At 65.5% G+C, this 17,563-nt stretch carries 13 protein-coding genes; 1 reads left to right on the top strand and 12 read right to left on the bottom strand.

Annotated features, from left to right (window positions below):
• Nucleotides 1-25 precede the first annotated feature (25 nt).
• From AAFG07_RS18735 to AAFG07_RS18680, 12 genes are all read right to left on the bottom strand, one after another.
• Nucleotides 26-1,111, bottom strand: coding sequence for an SMP-30/gluconolactonase/LRE family protein (locus AAFG07_RS18735; protein WP_342728536.1), 1,086 nt, complete (start codon nucleotides 1,109-1,111; stop codon nucleotides 26-28).
• 260 nt (nucleotides 1,112-1,371) lie between these two features.
• A complete protein-coding gene (locus AAFG07_RS18730; protein ID WP_342728535.1) occupies nucleotides 1,372-4,053 on the bottom strand; it encodes a PAS domain S-box protein in 2,682 nt (893 codons plus the stop codon).
• Between the two features lie 274 nt (nucleotides 4,054-4,327).
• Nucleotides 4,328-5,209 (bottom strand): EamA family transporter, encoded by an 882-nt coding sequence (locus AAFG07_RS18725; protein WP_342729185.1) that lies wholly within the window; start codon nucleotides 5,207-5,209, stop codon nucleotides 4,328-4,330.
• A 35-nt stretch (nucleotides 5,210-5,244) separates the two neighbouring features.
• A complete protein-coding gene (locus tag AAFG07_RS18720; RefSeq protein ID WP_342728533.1) occupies nucleotides 5,245-6,189 on the bottom strand; it encodes an alpha/beta fold hydrolase in 945 nt (314 codons plus the stop codon).
• A 117-nt stretch (nucleotides 6,190-6,306) separates the two neighbouring features.
• Nucleotides 6,307-7,107, bottom strand: coding sequence for an NUDIX hydrolase (locus tag AAFG07_RS18715; protein WP_342728532.1), 801 nt, complete (start codon nucleotides 7,105-7,107; stop codon nucleotides 6,307-6,309).
• A gap of 2 nt (nucleotides 7,108-7,109) precedes the next feature.
• Nucleotides 7,110-8,066 carry a dihydrodipicolinate synthase family protein gene (locus tag AAFG07_RS18710; RefSeq protein ID WP_342728531.1) on the bottom strand — a complete coding sequence of 319 codons (957 nt, stop codon included), beginning with the start codon at nucleotides 8,064-8,066 and terminating at the stop codon, nucleotides 7,110-7,112.
• A gap of 157 nt (nucleotides 8,067-8,223) precedes the next feature.
• Complete coding sequence (locus AAFG07_RS18705; RefSeq protein WP_342728530.1) at nucleotides 8,224-9,102, bottom strand: SDR family oxidoreductase; 879 nt, start codon at nucleotides 9,100-9,102, stop codon at nucleotides 8,224-8,226.
• 181 nt (nucleotides 9,103-9,283) lie between these two features.
• Nucleotides 9,284-10,144 carry a MaoC/PaaZ C-terminal domain-containing protein gene (locus tag AAFG07_RS18700; protein ID WP_342728529.1) on the bottom strand — a complete coding sequence of 287 codons (861 nt, stop codon included), beginning with the start codon at nucleotides 10,142-10,144 and terminating at the stop codon, nucleotides 9,284-9,286.
• 204 nt (nucleotides 10,145-10,348) lie between these two features.
• Nucleotides 10,349-10,738 carry a Zn-ribbon domain-containing OB-fold protein gene (locus AAFG07_RS18695; protein WP_194460885.1) on the bottom strand — a complete coding sequence of 130 codons (390 nt, stop codon included), beginning with the start codon at nucleotides 10,736-10,738 and terminating at the stop codon, nucleotides 10,349-10,351.
• Nucleotides 10,738-11,895: a thiolase domain-containing protein gene (locus tag AAFG07_RS18690; RefSeq protein ID WP_342728528.1), complete on the bottom strand. Its 1,158-nt coding sequence runs from the start codon at nucleotides 11,893-11,895 to the stop codon at nucleotides 10,738-10,740. Before AAFG07_RS18690 ends, AAFG07_RS18695 begins: the two co-directional genes overlap by 1 nt.
• Nucleotides 11,896-12,161: 266 nt before the next feature.
• Entirely contained in the window at nucleotides 12,162-12,524 is a 363-nt protein-coding gene (locus AAFG07_RS18685) for a hypothetical protein (RefSeq protein WP_342728527.1), read from the bottom strand.
• 73 nt (nucleotides 12,525-12,597) lie between these two features.
• A complete protein-coding gene (locus AAFG07_RS18680) occupies nucleotides 12,598-16,092 on the bottom strand; it encodes an indolepyruvate ferredoxin oxidoreductase family protein (RefSeq protein WP_342728526.1) in 3,495 nt (1,164 codons plus the stop codon).
• Between the two features lie 234 nt (nucleotides 16,093-16,326).
• On the opposite strand from AAFG07_RS18680, the gene AAFG07_RS18675 reads away from it, so the two are divergent.
• Entirely contained in the window at nucleotides 16,327-17,553 is a 1,227-nt protein-coding gene (locus AAFG07_RS18675) for a cytochrome c (RefSeq protein WP_342728525.1), read from the top strand.
• The last annotated feature ends 10 nt before the right edge of the window (nucleotides 17,554-17,563 follow it).

Raw genomic sequence — 17,563 nt, 5'->3', positions numbered from 1 at the left:
CACGCGTCTTCTCCGTCGCGACGTCTCACGTCGCGCCGTGCGCCTCGACATAGAGCGCGTAGATCGAATGGCATGACGCCATGTAGAGGCGGTTGTTCTTGGGCCCGCCGAAGGTCAGGTTCTCGCAGCGCTCCGGCAGGCGGATGAAGCCGAGCGGCTTGCCCTGCGGGCTGAACACCATGACGCCGTCGAGATCCTCGGGCCTGCCCTTGAGCTGGTAGACCTTGCGGCCGCCCGTCTCGACAGGCTCCGATTGCAGCGCGCCGTTGCTGCCCCAGCCGCACCACAGATTGCCGTCGCGGTCGACGCGGAAGCCGTCGAGCGATCCCTGGTCGGCGGCGTCGATCAGCTTGGTCTTGTTGCCGACCGTGCCATCGGCATTGACGTCGTAGCTCCAGATGCTGCGGTTCGGCGTGCCTTTCCACTCGACGACGTAGAGCTTCTTCTCGTCCGGCGAGAAGGCAAGCCCGTTGGGATTGACCAGATCGGTGATGACGGCGGTCAGCTTCCCGTCGGTGCCGATCCGGAACACGTTGGTGTTGTCCTGCTCGCGCTTGGCCTTGAAGCCCTCCCACTCGCCGGCGATACCGAACACCGGATCGGTGAACCAGATCGTGTCGTCGGACTTGACCACGATGTCGTTCGGCGCATTGAGGCGCTTGCCTTCGAAACCGTCGGCCAGCACGGTGATCTTGCCGTTCTTCTCGGTGCGCGTGATCCGCCGCGTCACCGAGTGCTCGCAGGTGACGAGCCGGCCCTGGCGGTCGCGGGTGTTGCCGTTGGCGAAATTGGCGGGACTGCGGAAGACGCTGAGGCTGCCGTCCTTCTCGCTGTACTTCATGATGCGGTTGTTGGGGATATCGCTGAACAGCAGATAGCCGCCTTCGGGGAAGTATACCGGCCCTTCCGCCCAGCGCATGCCGGTCGCAACCTGCTCCAGCGTAGAGCTGTAGAGCCGGTACTTGGCAAAAGCTGGATCGAGGATTTCGACGGCCGGATCCGGATAGCGCTGATTGGGCTTGAACGGGAACGACTGCGCCATGGCGCGGCTGGCCGCTGCGCTCGCCATGCCCGCGCCGATGCCGGCCATCAGATTGCGCCGTGAAATCATGTTGTCCTCCCTGCCCGTACCGTCCGTTGATCCCCGGTCGGCTGAGCGAGCCGTAGGAGCGTTGTCGCCGACGGTCCAATGCCGTTCGGGCATCGATCGATGCCGATCGAATATGGATAATCCAACCCGTCACCCTGAGGAGCGCGTAGCGCGTCTCGAAGGGTCGACGGCCACCGGCGGGGCCGTTCATCCTTCGAGGCTCGCTCCGCTCGCACCTCAGGATGACGGAGCTAAGCTGGCGCCACCAACTCATCGCTCACCTACTCCGCCGCCTGCTCCAGCGGCGCGACGCGCGGCAGGATCATCTGGATGCGGGTGCCGTTGCCCGGCGCGGACTCGAGCGAGAGCCGGCCGCCGAGGCGGTTGGTGACGATGCTGTAGACGATGTGCAGCCCGAGCCCGGTGCCGCCCTGGTCGCGCCGCGTCGTGAAGAACGGATCGAAGGCGCGGCGGCGCACGTCGAGGCTCATGCCGCAGCCATTGTCGGCGAAGATCACCTCGACATAGTCGTTGCCGGAGGCATGCACCTGGATCTCGACCTCGCCGGCTTTGCCGTCCGGGAACGCATGCGCGACCGCGTTGAGGAACAGATTGGTCAGCACCTGGCCGTACGGTCCGGGATAGGAATTCATGATCAGGTTGGGCTCGCAATCGACATTGAGCGTCAGATTGTGCTTGCGCAGGCCGGGCCGCAGACTCATCACCACCTGCTCGGTGAGATCGCCGAGATCGAAGGTGCGCTGGTCCGAATAATTGCGGTCGGCGGCGACCTGCTTGAACGACTGGATCAGCTCCGCGGCGCGGTTCAGATTGGCGACCAGCTGCGAGGAGGCATCCCGCGCGGTGTTCAGGAAGTCGTTGAGGCTCGAGCGGCGCAGGTCGCCGCGCTCGATCTGGGTCGCGAAGTTCGCGGTCTTGCGCTCCAGTGCGGAGGCCACCGTGAGGCTGATGCCGACGGGATTGTTGACCTCATGGGCGACGCCGGCGACCAGGCGGCCGAGTGCGGCGAGCTTCTCGGCCTCGATCAGCGAATTCTGGGTTTCCCGCAGATTGCGCAGCGCCGCCTCGGCGGAGTCCCTTGCCTTGCGCATTTCCTGTTCGGAGCGCTTGCGCTCGCCGATGTCGAGCGCGACCGTGACGATGTTCTCGATGTCGCCCTGGGCATCGAGGATCGGCAGCTTGTTGACGAGCCATTGCCGCATGTTGCCGGCTGCGTCCCTGTACTCTTCCTCATAGAAACCAAGCTCGCGGCGCGCCGACAGGACGCGCTTGTCGTTCTCGTCGGTCTTGGCTGCGCCATAACGCGCCATCAGCTCGGCGGTGGTCTGGCCGATCGCGTCCTGCGGCTCGATGCCGAAGATGCCCGCCATGTAGCGGTTCATCAGCACGTAGCGCAGGTTGCGTTCCTTGACGTTGATGACGGCGGGCACCGTGTCGATCACCATCTGCAACAGCCGGCGGCCTTCGGCGATGGCATCCTCGGCGCGCTTCTGGTCGGTGATGTCGCGCACCGTGCCCTCGTAGCGGATCACCTCGCCCTCGTCGTTGCGCACGACGGTCGCGGAATCGGACAGCCAAAGCGCGGTGCCGTCGCGCGAGCGCACCTGATACTCGTAGTCGCGCACCGTGCCGTCGCGCAGCATCAGCTGCTGGTACTGCTGGCGCGCCGCCGGATCGACATAGACGGTGGAGGCGATGTCGCCGATGCCGTTGATCAGGTCCTGCGGCGTGGCATAGCCCATCATCCGCGCCAGCGCCGGGTTGGCGTTGAGCAGCGCGCCGCCCGGCGTCGTGACGTAGATGCCGTCGACCGATGCCTCGAACAGCTTGTGGTAGCTCTCCTCGGCGAGCCGCTGCTCGGCAAGCGCGCGCAGCGCGGCCTCGCGCGCGCTGTCGGCGTCGACCAGGGTCTGGCGGAACACTTCGGCGGCGCGCGCGATGTCGCCGATCTCGTTGTCGAGGTCGGCGCCCGGAATGAACGCGCTCTTCTCGCCGCCCGCGACCTTGCGGATCGATCCGGCGATCCGGGCGAGCGGGCGAACGGTGCGGCGAACCACCAGCACCGAAGCGAACAGGCCGATCAGCACCCCGGCCGTGCCGAGCACGATGCTCTGCCATTTTGCCTCCGCCAGCGTGCGCGCAAAATCGCGCGACAGCACATGGCCGCGGCGGGAGCTGAGCTCGCGCAGCAGTTCAGTGACCTTCTGGATCAGGCGGCCTTCGGCGCCGAGCACCTCGCGGTCGATGTCGGCGATCTGGCCCTCGCGCACTGAAATCGCGCTGATCGCCTCGGCATAATTGTCGACCGCGCCGCGCAGGGCAGGTTCGGCGATGGTCATCGCTCGCATGCTTTGCGCGGCCTGCTCGGCGGCCGACGTGTTGTGCGCCAACAGCGCGGTGGCAATGCGGCTCTGCGCCTGCGACAGCGTGTTGGCCAGCGGCGCATCATCGCTCGCGGCGACCGCCTTGTCGAACGCGTCGCGCAGCGGCGGCAGCCCGGCGACGATCTCGGCGCGGCGGCTGAGCAGCGCCGAGATGCGCTCGATCCCGCTGCGATAGGTCGCCAGCCGCTGGGTGACGCCGTCGATCATGTCCTGCTGCTCGGGCGCCAGCTCGATCCGGGTCTTCTTCAGGATCTCGCTCAGCGACTGGGCCGCCTCTGCGACCTGGGCCGACTGGTTGCCGGGCTCGGTGACGAAGTCCCGCGCCGCTAGCCGCAGCTCGTTGGTGCGACGATCGATATCCTCGGCGATGTCGCCGACGCTTTGCAGCCGCTGCAGCTCGGCGAAGGTCGTATCGATGTGCCGGATCGCGATCACGCTGGCCGTGGACGTGATGATGATCACAGCCAGCACCAGCAGGAAGCTGCCGAACGTGAGCTGGCCAATGGAGAGGGAGAACGCACGCGGCGCTTGCGAATTCGGCGGCAATTCAGCGGTCATGTCATCAAGGCCGGGGTCCAATGCGCCCCAATATACGGGAAATTACGGGCTTTGGGGAAACATGCTGAAGCCGCTCGCGTCGGCCGGCGGTGTGACCCGTGTCACCCGGGGGCCACCGGTGGCCGATTCCGGCACAGGGTGACGTCAGGCCTCGTCCGGCGGGATGCCGGCCTCCTTGACGCATCCGGGGACATCCGGCCGGCAGCCGGTTCGGGAGACAGGACATCAGGCGCCGGCAACCTTCGGCGCCGGGATCGTCATCGCGGCGGTGACTTCAGGCCGTGGTGGTCCTTCGCGCCGGAATCGTCATCGCGGCGACGCCGATCACGACGCAGGCGAGCCCGAGCCACGCCGTCGGGCTCAGCCGTTCGCCCAGAAAGGCGACGCTGAGCGCAACCCCGATCGGCACCCGCAGATAGGCCTGCGCGGTGGTGCCGACCGAGCCCAAGGTCTGGATCAGGCGGAAGTAGATCACGAAGGCGATCGCGGTCGAGAACACCGCAAGCGCCAGCAAGGCGAGCAGCGAGCTGGTCGATGGCGTCAGCGTCCAGGGCCGTTCGACGGCGAGGCTGAGCGGAATCAGGACCGCCGCACCCGCGATCAGCGAACCCGCGGCCGGCGCCATCGGATCGAGCCCCTTGAAGCCGCGGCTGAAGATCGCGGCGCAGGCGTAGCAGATGGTGGCGGCGACGATCGCGACCTCGGCCACGATGCCCTCCCCGAGATCGCGGAACGCATCGACGCCGACGATCAGGCAGATGCCGGCCATGCCGGCAATCACCCCGAACAGCTTGCGCGGGCTCGCGGCCTCATGGCGGGTGATCGCGGCCGTGAACAGGAAGGTGAAGATCGGCGAGGCCGAATTCAGGATGGTGGCGAGCCCGGCATCGACGAAGCGTTCGCCCCAGGCGATCAGCGTCCACGGGATCACGCTGTTGAGACAGGCCTGGAAGATGAAGCGGCGCCAGGTCGCGCCGTCCGTCGGCATCGTCACGCCGCGCATCCGCATGATGACGAGCAGCAAGAGCCCCGCGATTGCGGTGCGCGCCGCAATCAGCGTGATCGGGGGGATGGTCGCGACGCCGAGCTTGATGAAGGTATAGGAGCCGCCCCAGAGGGTGGCGAGCGCGAGCAGCAGCGCCAGCTCGAAGCCCATAGGGGGCTGGCGCGCGTCGCCGGTCGCGGGGCCGCTCACGACGCACTCCTTGCAAGCCACGCGGTGGTCGCCGCAAACAAGCCTTCGCGTCCGTGCTCAAGATGCATCAAATGCGTTGCGCTCGGCACGACGACATCGGCCTTCTGCGAGGCGCCCAGCGCATGTGTCAGCCAGGCTGCGTCGGCATCCTGGCAAAGGTTGTCCCATTCCCCGCGGACGATCAGCGTCGGCGCCTGGACGCGGCGCGGGTCGTAGGGAAGCTGCCCCGACATCGCGGCAATGATGTCGGCCTGCGGCCCGTTTGGAATCCGGACCGCCGGCGGGTTGCGTCCGGTCGCGCCGGCATCGCTTGCCAGATAGGCCGGCCCCCACTCGGCGAGGTCAGGCTCGATCAGCACCGGCGGATGCGACGGCGGGACGTCCTCGACAAATCGTTTCAATTGATCCGCGATGGAGACCTCGCGCCATGCACCGATGCTCTCGGGGCGTGGCAGCCCCTCCAGCTCGCGCCGGACGATCGGCGCGAACAGCACGAGCCGGCCGACCGCATCCGGGCGATCGGCTGCAAAACGGCCGGCCGCCATCGTGCCCCATGAATGCGCGACTATATGAACCGGCGCACCGGCACGCACCTTGCGGATGTGATCGACCACCGCACCGACCTGATTGGCGGCCTCCGGCGCACGACCGAGCGGCAGGACCCCGCTCGCGGGCATCGACATCTGCCGCGACCTGCTCGAGCCGCCGAAGCCGATGAAATCGAAACCCCAGACGTCGAAGCCCGCGGCGTTGAGATCGTCCGCCCAGGATCGCCTGCCAAAGCGATAGCCGACCGACAGCGCTAAGGGAAACGTCGCGCCGTGAACGTACAGCACCGGATCGCCCGCGCCCGGCCAGTGCCGCAACAACAGCGTGTCATCGCTGCCGGGCATCGTCAGGTGGGCTTCGAGAGATATTGCCGCGTCGAGAGATGTTGCCACGTCGGTTCCTTTGCGCCGGGCCGTTCGCCCAGCGCGGTGATTGACGTGGTTATAGCGGGCTTCTGGTGGCTATATTTCGATGCCCGCCGAAGTATCGTGGCTCGGATCCGCGGGAGCTCAGCCCATCGCGCCGACGTCGAACACCTCGCCGTCGTAGCCCGCTTCCTTGGGGATGCGGAGCTGGCGGCCAGTCGCGGTCTTGGTCATCACGGGCATCACGGCGACGATCGGCTTGCCCTTGCTGTCGGCGAGTGCGGCGCCGACGTTCGGCTGCTTGCCGAGCCTGACCAGATTGCGCGTGGTCGGGAATGGCAGCTTGAAGCGGCCGGTCTCACCGCCCTCCAGCGCCTCACGCGTCGACACCCAGATCGAGTCGGTCGATTCCTTGCCGTCATGGGCGCCGAGCTGCTCGGGCGGCGCGGCGGCCAGGAAGAACCAGGTGTCGAAGCGCTTCGGCATGCCTTCCGGCGTGATCCAGTGCGCATAGGGCACGAGCTCGTCGAGCGCGAGCACCATGCCGTTGTCCGTGAGCACCTTGAGGAAGCTGATCTTGCCTTCGTTCAGCGCCGCACGATGCGCGGTCGCGATGTCGTTCGCGCGCTTCGCGTCGACCAGATCTTTCGATCCCTGAGGCCGTGCCAAGAGAATCCCGCTCTCCTCGAAGGTCTCGCGGATCGCCGCGATGCGGAAACCGAGCGCGTCGCCGTCGAGCCCTCCCCCGCCCGAATAGAGCGCGGGATCGGCGGCGATCTCCTTGTCGTTCTTGTCGACGCTGCCGCCCGGAAACACCAGCGCACCCGAGTTGAACTCGATCTGGTGATGGCGGACCATCATGAAGACTTCGATTTCGCCTGACGGCGTTCCGTCACGCAACAGTAAAACGGTGGACGCAAGGCGCGCGGCAACGATCTCGGTCATAATTATCCTGCTGCACTGGATTGCGGTTGCAGATTGGCGCGACGGTCGACGCGCGCCACGCGGGAGAGCAGATAGTCGACCTCCGCCCTCGCCTGCGGCGTGATGACCGCACCGGGCTTGCGCTGGGCGCTGGAGGAGATGATGCCGCGCTTCTGCAGCACGTATTTGCGCACGGTGAGACCAACGCCCGGCTGCTGCTCGTAGCGGATCAGCGGCAGATGCGCGTCGAACAGATCATGCGCGGCATCGCGTTTTCCGGCCTTCGACAAATTGACGACGTCGATCAGGAGCTCGGGGAAGGCATAGCCGGTCATCGCGCCGTCGGCGCCGCGCTCCATCTCGAAATCGAGGAACAGCCCGCCATTGCCGACCAGGATCGACAGCGGCCGCAGCGAGCCGTCCTTCTGGAAGTTGCGCAAGGTGGAGATCTTGTCCAGGCCCGGCCAGTCCTCGTGCTTGAGCATCACGCAGGACGGCGAATCCATCACGATCTTGCGGATCACGGCGGGCGTGAACACGACGGTGAGCGTCAACGGGTAGTCCTGCAGCACCCAGGGAATATCGTCGCCGATCGCTTCCTGCGCCTGCTTGAAATAGCCGACGATCTGGTCGTCGGTGCGCAGGTGCGGCGGTGGCGCGATCATGACGCCGGCGGCGCCCGCATCCATCGACTTCTTAGCCAGCGAGCGCATCGTGGCAAAGCCCGGCGCCGAGACGCCGACAATCACCTGCAGCTTCTTGGCGCGCTTGACGAAGCGCAGCGCGACCTGCTCTGCCTCGGCTGCATCGAGCTTTGGTGCCTCGCCCAGAATGCCCAGCACGGTGACGCCGTCGCAACCGACCTCGGTGTAGAAATCGGTCAGCCGGTCGATCGATGCCTCGTCGATGCGGCCGTCGTCGTGGAACGGGGTCGGCGCGATTGCAAAGGTTCCTGCGGCCTGGGCGGTGAGTTTGGTCATTTGTGCCTCATCTGTTTCCGCCTCTATACAGCGTCATTCCGGGATGCGCCACTTGGCGCAGGCCACAGATGCGCAATTGCGCATCGGGGAATCCATAACCACGATCGGGGGTATGGATTCCGGGCTCACGCTTCGCGTGCCCCGGAATGACGTACGGTCAGATCCGCCGCGCGCCCATCTTGATCTGTTCCTCGGAGAAGAAGATCTCCTTGGCGTGGGTGGCGATGTCCTCGGCTTTCCAGCCGGTAAAGGGCGGCTTCCAGCCCTCCATTTCCATCATCCGCATTTCGCGGACGCCGCGCGGGCCCGAGACGCCGAGAACCTTGCCGGTCTGGTCGCCCGACAAATCGCTGACCATGTAGAGCACGGCCGGCGCGATGCCGTCCGGCCCCAGCGCCGCACCCGGGTTCTCCTTGTAGCGCGGCAGGTCCGCGGTCATGCGGGTCAGCGCGCCCGGCGCCAGCGTCCAGATCCGGATGTTGTACTTGCGGCCCTCGATCGCCAACACGTTGGAGAGGCCCCAGATGCCGCCCTTGGCCGCGCCGTAATTGGTCTGGCCGAAATTGCCGATCAGACCTGAAGTCGAGGAGGTGTTGACGATGACACCGCCGCCATTGTCGCGCATCCATTTGAACACCGGCTGGGTGCAGCAGAAGGTGCCCTTCAGGTGCACCTTCATCACCCTGTCCCAGTTGGCTTCCTTGGCCTTGTGGAAGGTCTCGTCGAGCAGGATGCCGGCATTGTTGACCAGGATGTCGGCGCGGCCGAAATGCTTGATGGCATCGTCGAACACCGATTGGCCGCCGGCTAGCGTCGAGATGTCGGCGCCGTTGGCGACCGCGCGGCCGCCCTCGGCCTTGATCGCATCGACCACCTTGTCGGCCATCGACTTGTCGGAGCCCGAGCCGTCGCGCGGGCCGCCGAGGTCGTTGACCACCACGGCCGCGCCCTCACGCGCGAACAGCTTCGCGTAGGCTTCACCCAATCCGCCGCCCGCGCCCGTAATCAGCGCCACCTTGCCGTCGAGTAATCCCATGGTCGTTTCTCCGTTGTTGTTCTTTCTTCACCTCTCCCCGCCTGCGGGGAGAGGTCGGATCGCCCTTGCGATCCGGGTGAGGGGGTACAGGTCTCACCATGGTCACAGTTCGCGGTGAGAGCCCCTCACCCCAACCCTCTCCCCGCAAGAGCGGGGCGAGGGAGAGCATCACCCGCGCCGCTTAGGCCAGCACCGTCTTGCCGCTCTTGATCACGGTGACGCCGCGCGACTTCACCTTGGCTTCGAACGACACCACGTTGCCGTCCTTCCACAGCTCCATCGTCACGGTCTCGCCAGGAAACACCGGCGAGGAGAACCGCGCCACGTGCTGCTTGAAGGCGGACGGATCGTAATCGGCGTAGGTCTGGAGCACGCCGCGGCAGGTGATGCCGTAGGTGCACATGCCGTGCAGGATCGGCCGCGGGAAGCCGGCTTTCTTCGCAAATTCCGGATCGGAGTGCAGCGGGTTGCGGTCGCCGCAGAGCCGGTAGATCAGCGCCTGGTCGGGCCGCGTCGAGATGTCGACCGCCTTGTCCGGCGCGCGCTCCGGCACCTTGTGCGGCTCGGGCTGGCCGTCCGACGGGCCGCCGAAGCCGCCATCGCCGCGGGCGAAGCGCGAGGCGACCAGCGTGGCGAGTTTGTCGCCCTTCTCGTCTTTCAGCACGGTCTGGTGGCGGATCACCGCGCCCTTGTCCTTGCCCTTGTCGAACACGTCGAGCACGGTCGAGTCGGCCGTGATGTGGGCTGCGGTCGCGAACGGCTTGTGGAAGGTAATGTCGCGCTCGCCGTCGACCACCATCACGCGGTTGAGATTCATCTCGCCGGGACCGGCGCCCCAGGCCGCGACCGACGCGAAGGTCGGCACCACCTTGAGCGGACGCGGCGTCAGCACGCCCTCATTGACGAAGGCGAGCTCGTTCTCGTCCATCGGATCGGCGCCGAGGCCGATGCCATAGGCATAGAGCATCACGTCGCGATCGCTGTAGCTGTATTTCTGGCCGAGGTTCTTCAGGGCCATCAGCTGTTCGTACACGATTGGCATTGTTGTTTTCTCCCCGAACCGTTGTTTCTTCGGCGCTGCCGGTTATTGCGCCCTCTCCCCTTGCGGGAGAGGGCTGCGCCGGTCGCGCAACAAACTCACTTGGGAGAGGGGTTGCGTCCGCGGAACGACTTTGTTCGTGGAGAGACACCCCTCTTCCGGCAGCCCTCGGCTGCCACCTTCCCCCGCAAGGGGGGAAGGTACTTCTTAGGCCGGCGTGAAGAACGGCAGCGGCGCGCCGTCGGTCGGCTTCCACACCACCTTAACCTTCTGGCCGATCTTCACCTGCTCCAGATCGCAATCGACGATGTTGGTCTGCAGCGACGGACCTTCCTTCAGCGTCACATAGGCGATCGCATACGGACCGGTCGGCGACTTCCGCATCAGGCTGTAGGTGTACACCGTGGCCTCGCCGCTCGACTCCTCCCACACCGTCTTGTCGGAGAAGCAGAACGGGCAGATCGCGCGCGGGAAGTAATGCGCCTCGCCGCAGGTGGTGCAGCGCTTGATCATGAACTTGCCCGCCTTCGCCGCTTCCCAGAACGGCGCGGTCTCCGGGTTGGTCACCGGGGCATTGTACTTCTTGGCTTCAGACATCACGCACGCTCCAGAATGCAGGTTGAGGCGGCGTGGCGAACGCCGAGCAGACCGCCGGTGCCGTGGGCGATCGCGAGGTCGCAGTTCTGCACCTGCACCTTCGGATGCGCCTCGCCGCGCAACTGGCGCACCGCCTCGAGGATCTTCGTCATGCCGCCGCGATTGACGGGATGGTTGCTGCACAGGCCGCCGCCGTCGGTGTTGAACGGCAGCTTGCCGACGCCCGAGATCAGATTGCCGTCGGCGACGAACTTGCCGCCCTCGCCTTTCTTGCAGAAGCCGAGGTCCTCGAGCTGCATCAGCACCGTGATGGTGAAGCTGTCATAGATCGAGGCGTATTTGATGTCCTTCGGTGTCACGCCCGCTTCCTCAAAAGCACGCGGGCCGGACCACACGCCGGCGGAGTATGTCAGATCGATATCCTTGCCGCCGCGCGGGCCCTTCATCGCCTCGCCATGGCCGATCAGGCGCACCAGCGGCTTCTTCAGCCTCTTGGCGATCTCCGGCGTGGTCACGATCATCGCGCCGCCGCCGTCGGTGACGACGCAGCAGTCCATCCGGTGCAGCGGGTCCGAGATCATCGGCGAGTTCAAGACGTCCTCGACGGTGACGACCTCCTTCAGCATCGCATGCGGATTGTATTGCGCGTGATGCGAGGCCGCGACCTTGATCCAGGCGAGCTGCTCGGAGGTGGTGCCATAGTCGTGCATATGGCGCATGGCACACATGCCATAGGCATTGTGCGTGGTAGCCCCGTAAGCCAGTTCGAAGTCGGCCTCGGCGCCGGAGGCGCGCGGCGGCATCGGGCCGGTGCGCGGCTTGCCTGCCAGCGTAATCAGCGCGACCGAGCATTTGCCCGCGGCGATCGCCTCGGCGGCGTGGCCGAGATGGATCAGATAGGAACAGCCACCGGTCTCGGTGGAGTCGACGTGACGCAGCTTCTTGGTGTTGAGGCCGAGATAATCGACCATCGGCCACAGCCCGCCCGGCGCGTCGCCGGCGCAGAAATAGCCGTCGATGTCGTCCTTGGTGAGCCCGGCATCCTCGATCGCACCCTTGGCGACCTCGGCGTGCAGCTGTGCTGTTGATTTATCGGGTGCATGCCGGGTGGGATGCTCGTAGATCCCGGCAATGTAGGCCTTGCCCTTGATGGTCAAATCGCTCTCCGCTGGCGTTTCTCGCTCCAGCGTTTTTCTGAACCGACGGCGCGACCTTGGCAAGCGCGGAAATATTCCGTCAGGCGAGACTGCGTCCGCAACTCAATCGTCGTCCCTGCGAAAGCAGGGACCCATAACCACAGGCTGCGTTGCGAGATAAGGCTGTGGCCCCAGCATCGCCCAACAATGAAATGCGGTGGTTATGGGTCCCGGGTCGCGCTTCGCTTGCCCGGGACGACACTGAATATGTAGCGTTTGCCGATAGGCTAATGATGCTTTTCCAGAACGATCACCGTGCCAAGCGACGCGCATGACCACATCGATGCCGCATAGCAGTAGTTGGCCGGATAATCGCGGAGGTCGATGCGATCCGCGTTTGGTTCCGCCAGACGACGCTTCACTTCATTCTTCCAAAACGCGAAGCGATCATCCGCAGCTATCCAGCACAGCGGAAGACCTACGTCGGCGACCACCAAAACCGAACCATCGCGCAGAAGCCGAACAATTTCGGCCTCACCTATCGGCTCTATGCGACGCGCGCTCACCAGCCCGCTGTTGTCCCAGAGTTCTGTGAGCGGTGTCTGCGTGACGATCCTCTGACTCGCATCCATATCCAAGTCGTGACCCATCAGTGCATCGGTGTGCGGGCGAGATGGTGGATTACGCTTCGCTTACCCACCCTACGCAGCTGATATGTGGCTCCTACTCCGCAGCCATCTGGCGCGGTGCGGGCGGCGGGTTGGCGAGGTCGGCGGCGAGTTGCGCGTAGCGAACCTTCGCCTCCTTGATCGCCTTGTCCTTCACCGGGCCGTAGCCGCGGATGCGGTCGGGCAGCGACAGCAGTTCGACCGCGATGTCGTGATTGAGCGGCGACAGCAGGGTCAGCACCGTCGCGACATCCTTCTCGTAGCCCGCGATCAGATCGCGCTCGAGCTTGCGGTCGGCGTTGTAGCCGAAGATGTCGAGTGGCGTGCCGCGCAGGAAACGGAATCGCGCCATCACCTTGAACACCGGCATCATCCACGGCCCGAAGGCGCGCTTCTTTGGGCGGCCCTGCGCATCGAGCCCGCCGCCGAGGATCGGCGGAGCGAGATTGAAGTTGAACTTGAAGTCGCCCTCGAACTGGTCGCGCAGCTGCTTCTCGAACCGGCCGTCGGTGAACAGCCGCGCCACCTCATACTCGTCCTTGTAGGCGAGCAGCTTGGCGTAGTTGATCGCGACCGCGCGCGGCAGCGCCTCGCCATAGCCGCCCTTGGTGGCGGCCTCGCGGACTTGGTCGACCAGCTTGCGGTAGCGTTTTGCAAGACGTGCGTTCTGATAGCCGGTCAGAAGTGCCATGCGGTGAGTGATGATCTCGTCGAGCGACATCGCATCCAGCGACTTTGCCGGCGCGACGTCGTCGTCCTGCCCCTTCATCATCGCGGCGAGGCGCGCCGGATCGGCCGCGGCCAGACGCCCGAGCTGAAACGCCTGCGTATTCATCTTGATCGAGACGCCGTTGACCTCGATCGCCTGCTGGATCGATTCTGCCGATAGCGGCAGCAGCCCGCGCTGATAGGCAAAGCCCATCATCATGATGTTGGTGGCGATGCTGTCGCCGAGCAGCGCTTCGGCCGGCTTGGTGAAGTCGAAGAAGGCCGAGTCCTTGCGCAGCTCGGTCTCCAGCACGCTGTTGACCTTACGGCTCTGGAAATTGAAGTCGCGGTTGAGGATGAAATCCGCGGTCGGGATGATGTGGCTGTTGATGATGCCGACGGTGCGGCTCGCTTCACACAGCGAGATGGTGTCCTTCGATACCGCGACGACTTCGTCGGCCGCGAGCACGAGATCGGCCGTGCCGGTCACGATGCGCGAGCAGGTCACGTCGGCGGTGTGCTCGGAGAGCCGAACATGGCTGAGCACCGCGCCGCCCTTCTGCGCGAGGCCGGACATGTCGAGGATCATCGAGGCCTTGCCCTCGATATGGGCGGCCATGCCGAGCAGCGCGCCGATCGTCAGCACGCCGGTGCCGCCGACGCCGCCGACCGCGATATTGTAGGGCCGGTCGAGCGCGGGCTTCGAGGCCGGCTCCGGCAAGACGCCGATATCGCCAAGCTCGGTCGGCGCGCGACGCTTGAGGGTGCCACCATCGATCGTGACGAAGGACGGGCAAAAGCCCTTCACGCAGGAATAGTCCTTGTTGCAGGTCGACTGGTTGATGGTGCGCTTGCGCCCGAGCTCAGTCTCCAGCGGCTCGACCGAGATGCAGTTCGACTGCACCGAACAGTCGCCGCAGCCTTCGCAGACCGCCGGATTGATCAGCACGCGCCGCGCCGGATCCTCCATCAGACCGCGCTTGCGGCGACGGCGCTTTTCCGCGGCGCAGGTCTGCACGAACACGATCGCCGACGTGCCCTTGGTGTCGCGGCACATCTTCTGGACGTTCTCGAGCTCGTCGCGATGGAACAGCTTGACGCCGGGCGCAATCGTGTCGGCCGGATAAGAACCCGGGTTTTCCGAGACCAGGTAGATCTCGCGGATGCCTTCGGCGTGCAGCTGGAAGGTGATCTTCTGCGGCGACAGATCGCCGTCGTGGTGCTGGCCGCCGGTCATGGCCACGGCGTCGTTGTAGAGGATCTTGTAGGTGATGTTGGCCTTGGAGGCGATCGACTGGCGGATCGCCAGAATGCCGGAGTGGAAGTAAGTCCCGTCGCCGAGATTGGCGAAGATGTGGTTCTCGTTGGTGAACGGCGCGATGCCGACCCACGGCACGCCCTCGCCGCCCATGTGGGTGAAGGTCTCGGTCGAGCGGTTCATCCACAGCGCCATGAAGTGGCAGCCGATGCCACCGAGTGCGCGGCTGCCTTCCGGCACCTTGGTCGAGGTATTGTGCGGGCAGCCCGAGCAGAAATACGGCGTGCGGCTGACGGGAGCCGTCGCCTGCATCTGCGACGACTGGCGGCCGTTGAACCAGTCGGCCTTGGCGCGCAGCATCTCGGCGATTTCGGGATTGAGATTAAGTCGAAGCAGTCGTTCGGTGAGCGAGCTCGCAAGCGAGGCCACGCTGAGCTCGGCGGCGAAGGTCAGGAAGCGCTTGTCGTGATCGTCCATCTTGCCGACGATGCGCGGGCGCACGTCGTCGCGCCAGTTGAACAGCTCCTGCTTGACCTGGTTCTCGACGATCTCGCGGCGCTCCTCGACTATGAAGATCTCCTCAAGACCGACGGCGAAGTTGCGCACGCCTTCCGGCTCCAGCGGCCAGGGCATGCCGATCTTGTAGAGGCGGATGCCGATCTTGGCAGCGATCTCCGGCGTGATGCCGAGCTCGCGCAGCGCCTGGCGGATGTCCTCGTAGCTCTTGCCCGAGGCCATGATGCCGTAGCGTGCGTTCGGCGAATCCATGGTGATGCGGTTGACCTTGTTGGCGCGGGCAAAGGCGATCGCGGCAAAGCCCTTGTAGTCCTGCAGCCGGCGATCCTGCTCGAAACGGTCGTCGGGCCAGCGGATGTTCAGCCCGCCCGGCGGCAATTCAAAATCGGCCGGGATGATGAAGGGCGTCATCTCGTCGGTGAGGTCGATCTCGGCCGTGGTCTCGACCGTCTCGGTGATCACTTTCATGCCGACCCAGCAGCCGGAGTAGCGCGACATCGCGATGCCCAGCAGGCCCATCTCGATCATTTCATGGATGCTGGAGGGGTAGAGGTAGGGCATCAGCGCGGAGATGAAGGCGTGGTCGGACTGATGCGGGACGGTGGACGACTTTGCGCCGTGGTCGTCGCCGGCAAGGCAGAGCACGCCGCCATGCTTGGCGGAGCCCGCCGCATTGCCGTGGCGGAAGACGTCGCCGCAGCGGTCGACGCCGGGGCCCTTGCCGTACCAGATGCCGACCGCGCCATCATATTTGGCGCCGGGCGACAAAGCGAGCTGCTGCGAGCCCCAGATCGCGGTCGCCGCGAGGTCCTCGTTCACGCCGGGCTGGAATTTGATGTTGTATTGTTCGAGATGCTTGCGGGCGGCGAACAGCTGCTGGTCGTAACCGCCGAGGGGGGAACCGCGATAGCCGGAGATGAAGCCTGCCGTGTTGAGGCCTGCGGCGCGGTCGCGTCTGATCTGCGCCATGGGCAGGCGGACCAGCGCCTGGATGCCGGTCATGAAGACGTGACCGGTGCCTTGGGTGTACTTCTGGTCGAGGCTGATAGGCCCTTGGTTGATTCCCATTTAGCCCTCTTTGCGCTGGTCGCGACGCCCGCTTTTTAGCTAGTCATCCGAACTTGTTAGAACCAGTCTATGTCGGATTTTCCGGCCCGCGCAGCACAATTCTGGGCGACCAAGCCCGTCGCTCAAAAATCGCAATATCGTGCCGGGAATATTGCAGGGCCGTTTCGGTTTCTGTCGCAGGATGGGCCCGCGGCGAAACGGCGTAACGCGTCTTGTGGACCGGAAGGTGAATGGATGCGGCGACGACGTCGAACGACCGGTGCGATTCTGGTCCCCCTGCTGTTGTGCGGCGCGTTCGCGGCCGGCGAATGCACTGCTGCTCCAGCCGACGACGTCGTCGCCCGCGGCAAGGCGCTCACGATCGCCGGCGACTGCGCAAGCTGCCATACGGCCGATCCGGCAAAGCCGTTCGCCGGCGGCAAACGGATCGACACGCCATTCGGCGCGGTGTTCTCGCCGAACCTGACGCCCGACCGCGATACCGGCATCGGCGGCTGGAGCGACGACGATTTCGTCCGCGCGCTGCGGATGGGCGTCTCGCCGAACGGGAAGCATTATTATCCCGCGTTCCCCTACCCTTACCTCACGAAACTGATCCGTGACGACATCCTGGCGATCCGCGCCTATCTCGCGACGCTGGCGCCAGTCAGCAACAGGGCGCCGCCGCCGCAGCTGCGCTGGCCGCTGTGCTACCGCGTCCTGATGCGCGCCTGGAATGCGCTGTTCTTCACGCCGGGCATCATCCAGCCGGAACAGGGCAAGGGCGCGGAATGGAATCGCGGCCGCTACCTCGTCGAGGCGCTCGCCCATTGCGGCGCCTGCCATACGCCGAAGAACGCGTTCGGCGCCGACAGGCGCGACCAGACGTTCGGCGGCAGCATGGTGCAAGGCATGTTCGCGCCGAGGCTCGATGGCGCGGCGCGCAGCGGGTTGAAATCCTGGAGCGCGGGCGACATCACCGAATATCTGCAGAGCGGCCGCAACGGGCACAGCCATGCCGGCCCGTTGATGTCCGAGGTGGTGGTCAACTCGACGTCGAAGATGAGCGACGCCGATGTGCGCGCGATCGCGGTCTATCTGAAGAGCCTGCCGGCCGGCGCGCCGGAGCCAGCAGTCACCCCGCCCTCGCCCATGCAGATGAGCAACGGCGAGCGCATCTATCGCGGCGCCTGCGTCGCCTGCCATGAGCTCGATGGCTCCGGCGCACCGCGGATCTATCCACCGCTGCCCGGCAACGCCAATCTGCAATCGGCTAGTCCAGCGAGCACGCTGCGCATCATCCTCGACGGCGCGCAGACCCTGACCACGCCGCGCGCGCCGAACGCAGGCTCGATGCCGGCCTATCCAAAACTCACCGACCAGGAGGTCGCCGATGTCGCGACCTATATCCGCAATGCCTGGGGCAATGCGGCACCGGCCGTGACGGCGGACGAGGTCGCCAAGGCGCGGACAGCGAAATAAAGGCGCGGAC

The sequence above is a fragment of the Bradyrhizobium sp. B097 genome (genome assembly GCF_038957035.1).
Lineage (GTDB): Bacteria > Pseudomonadota > Alphaproteobacteria > Rhizobiales > Xanthobacteraceae > Bradyrhizobium.
Note: the sequence above shows the minus strand (reverse complement) of the source record. Positions and strands in the feature narration are given on the sequence as shown.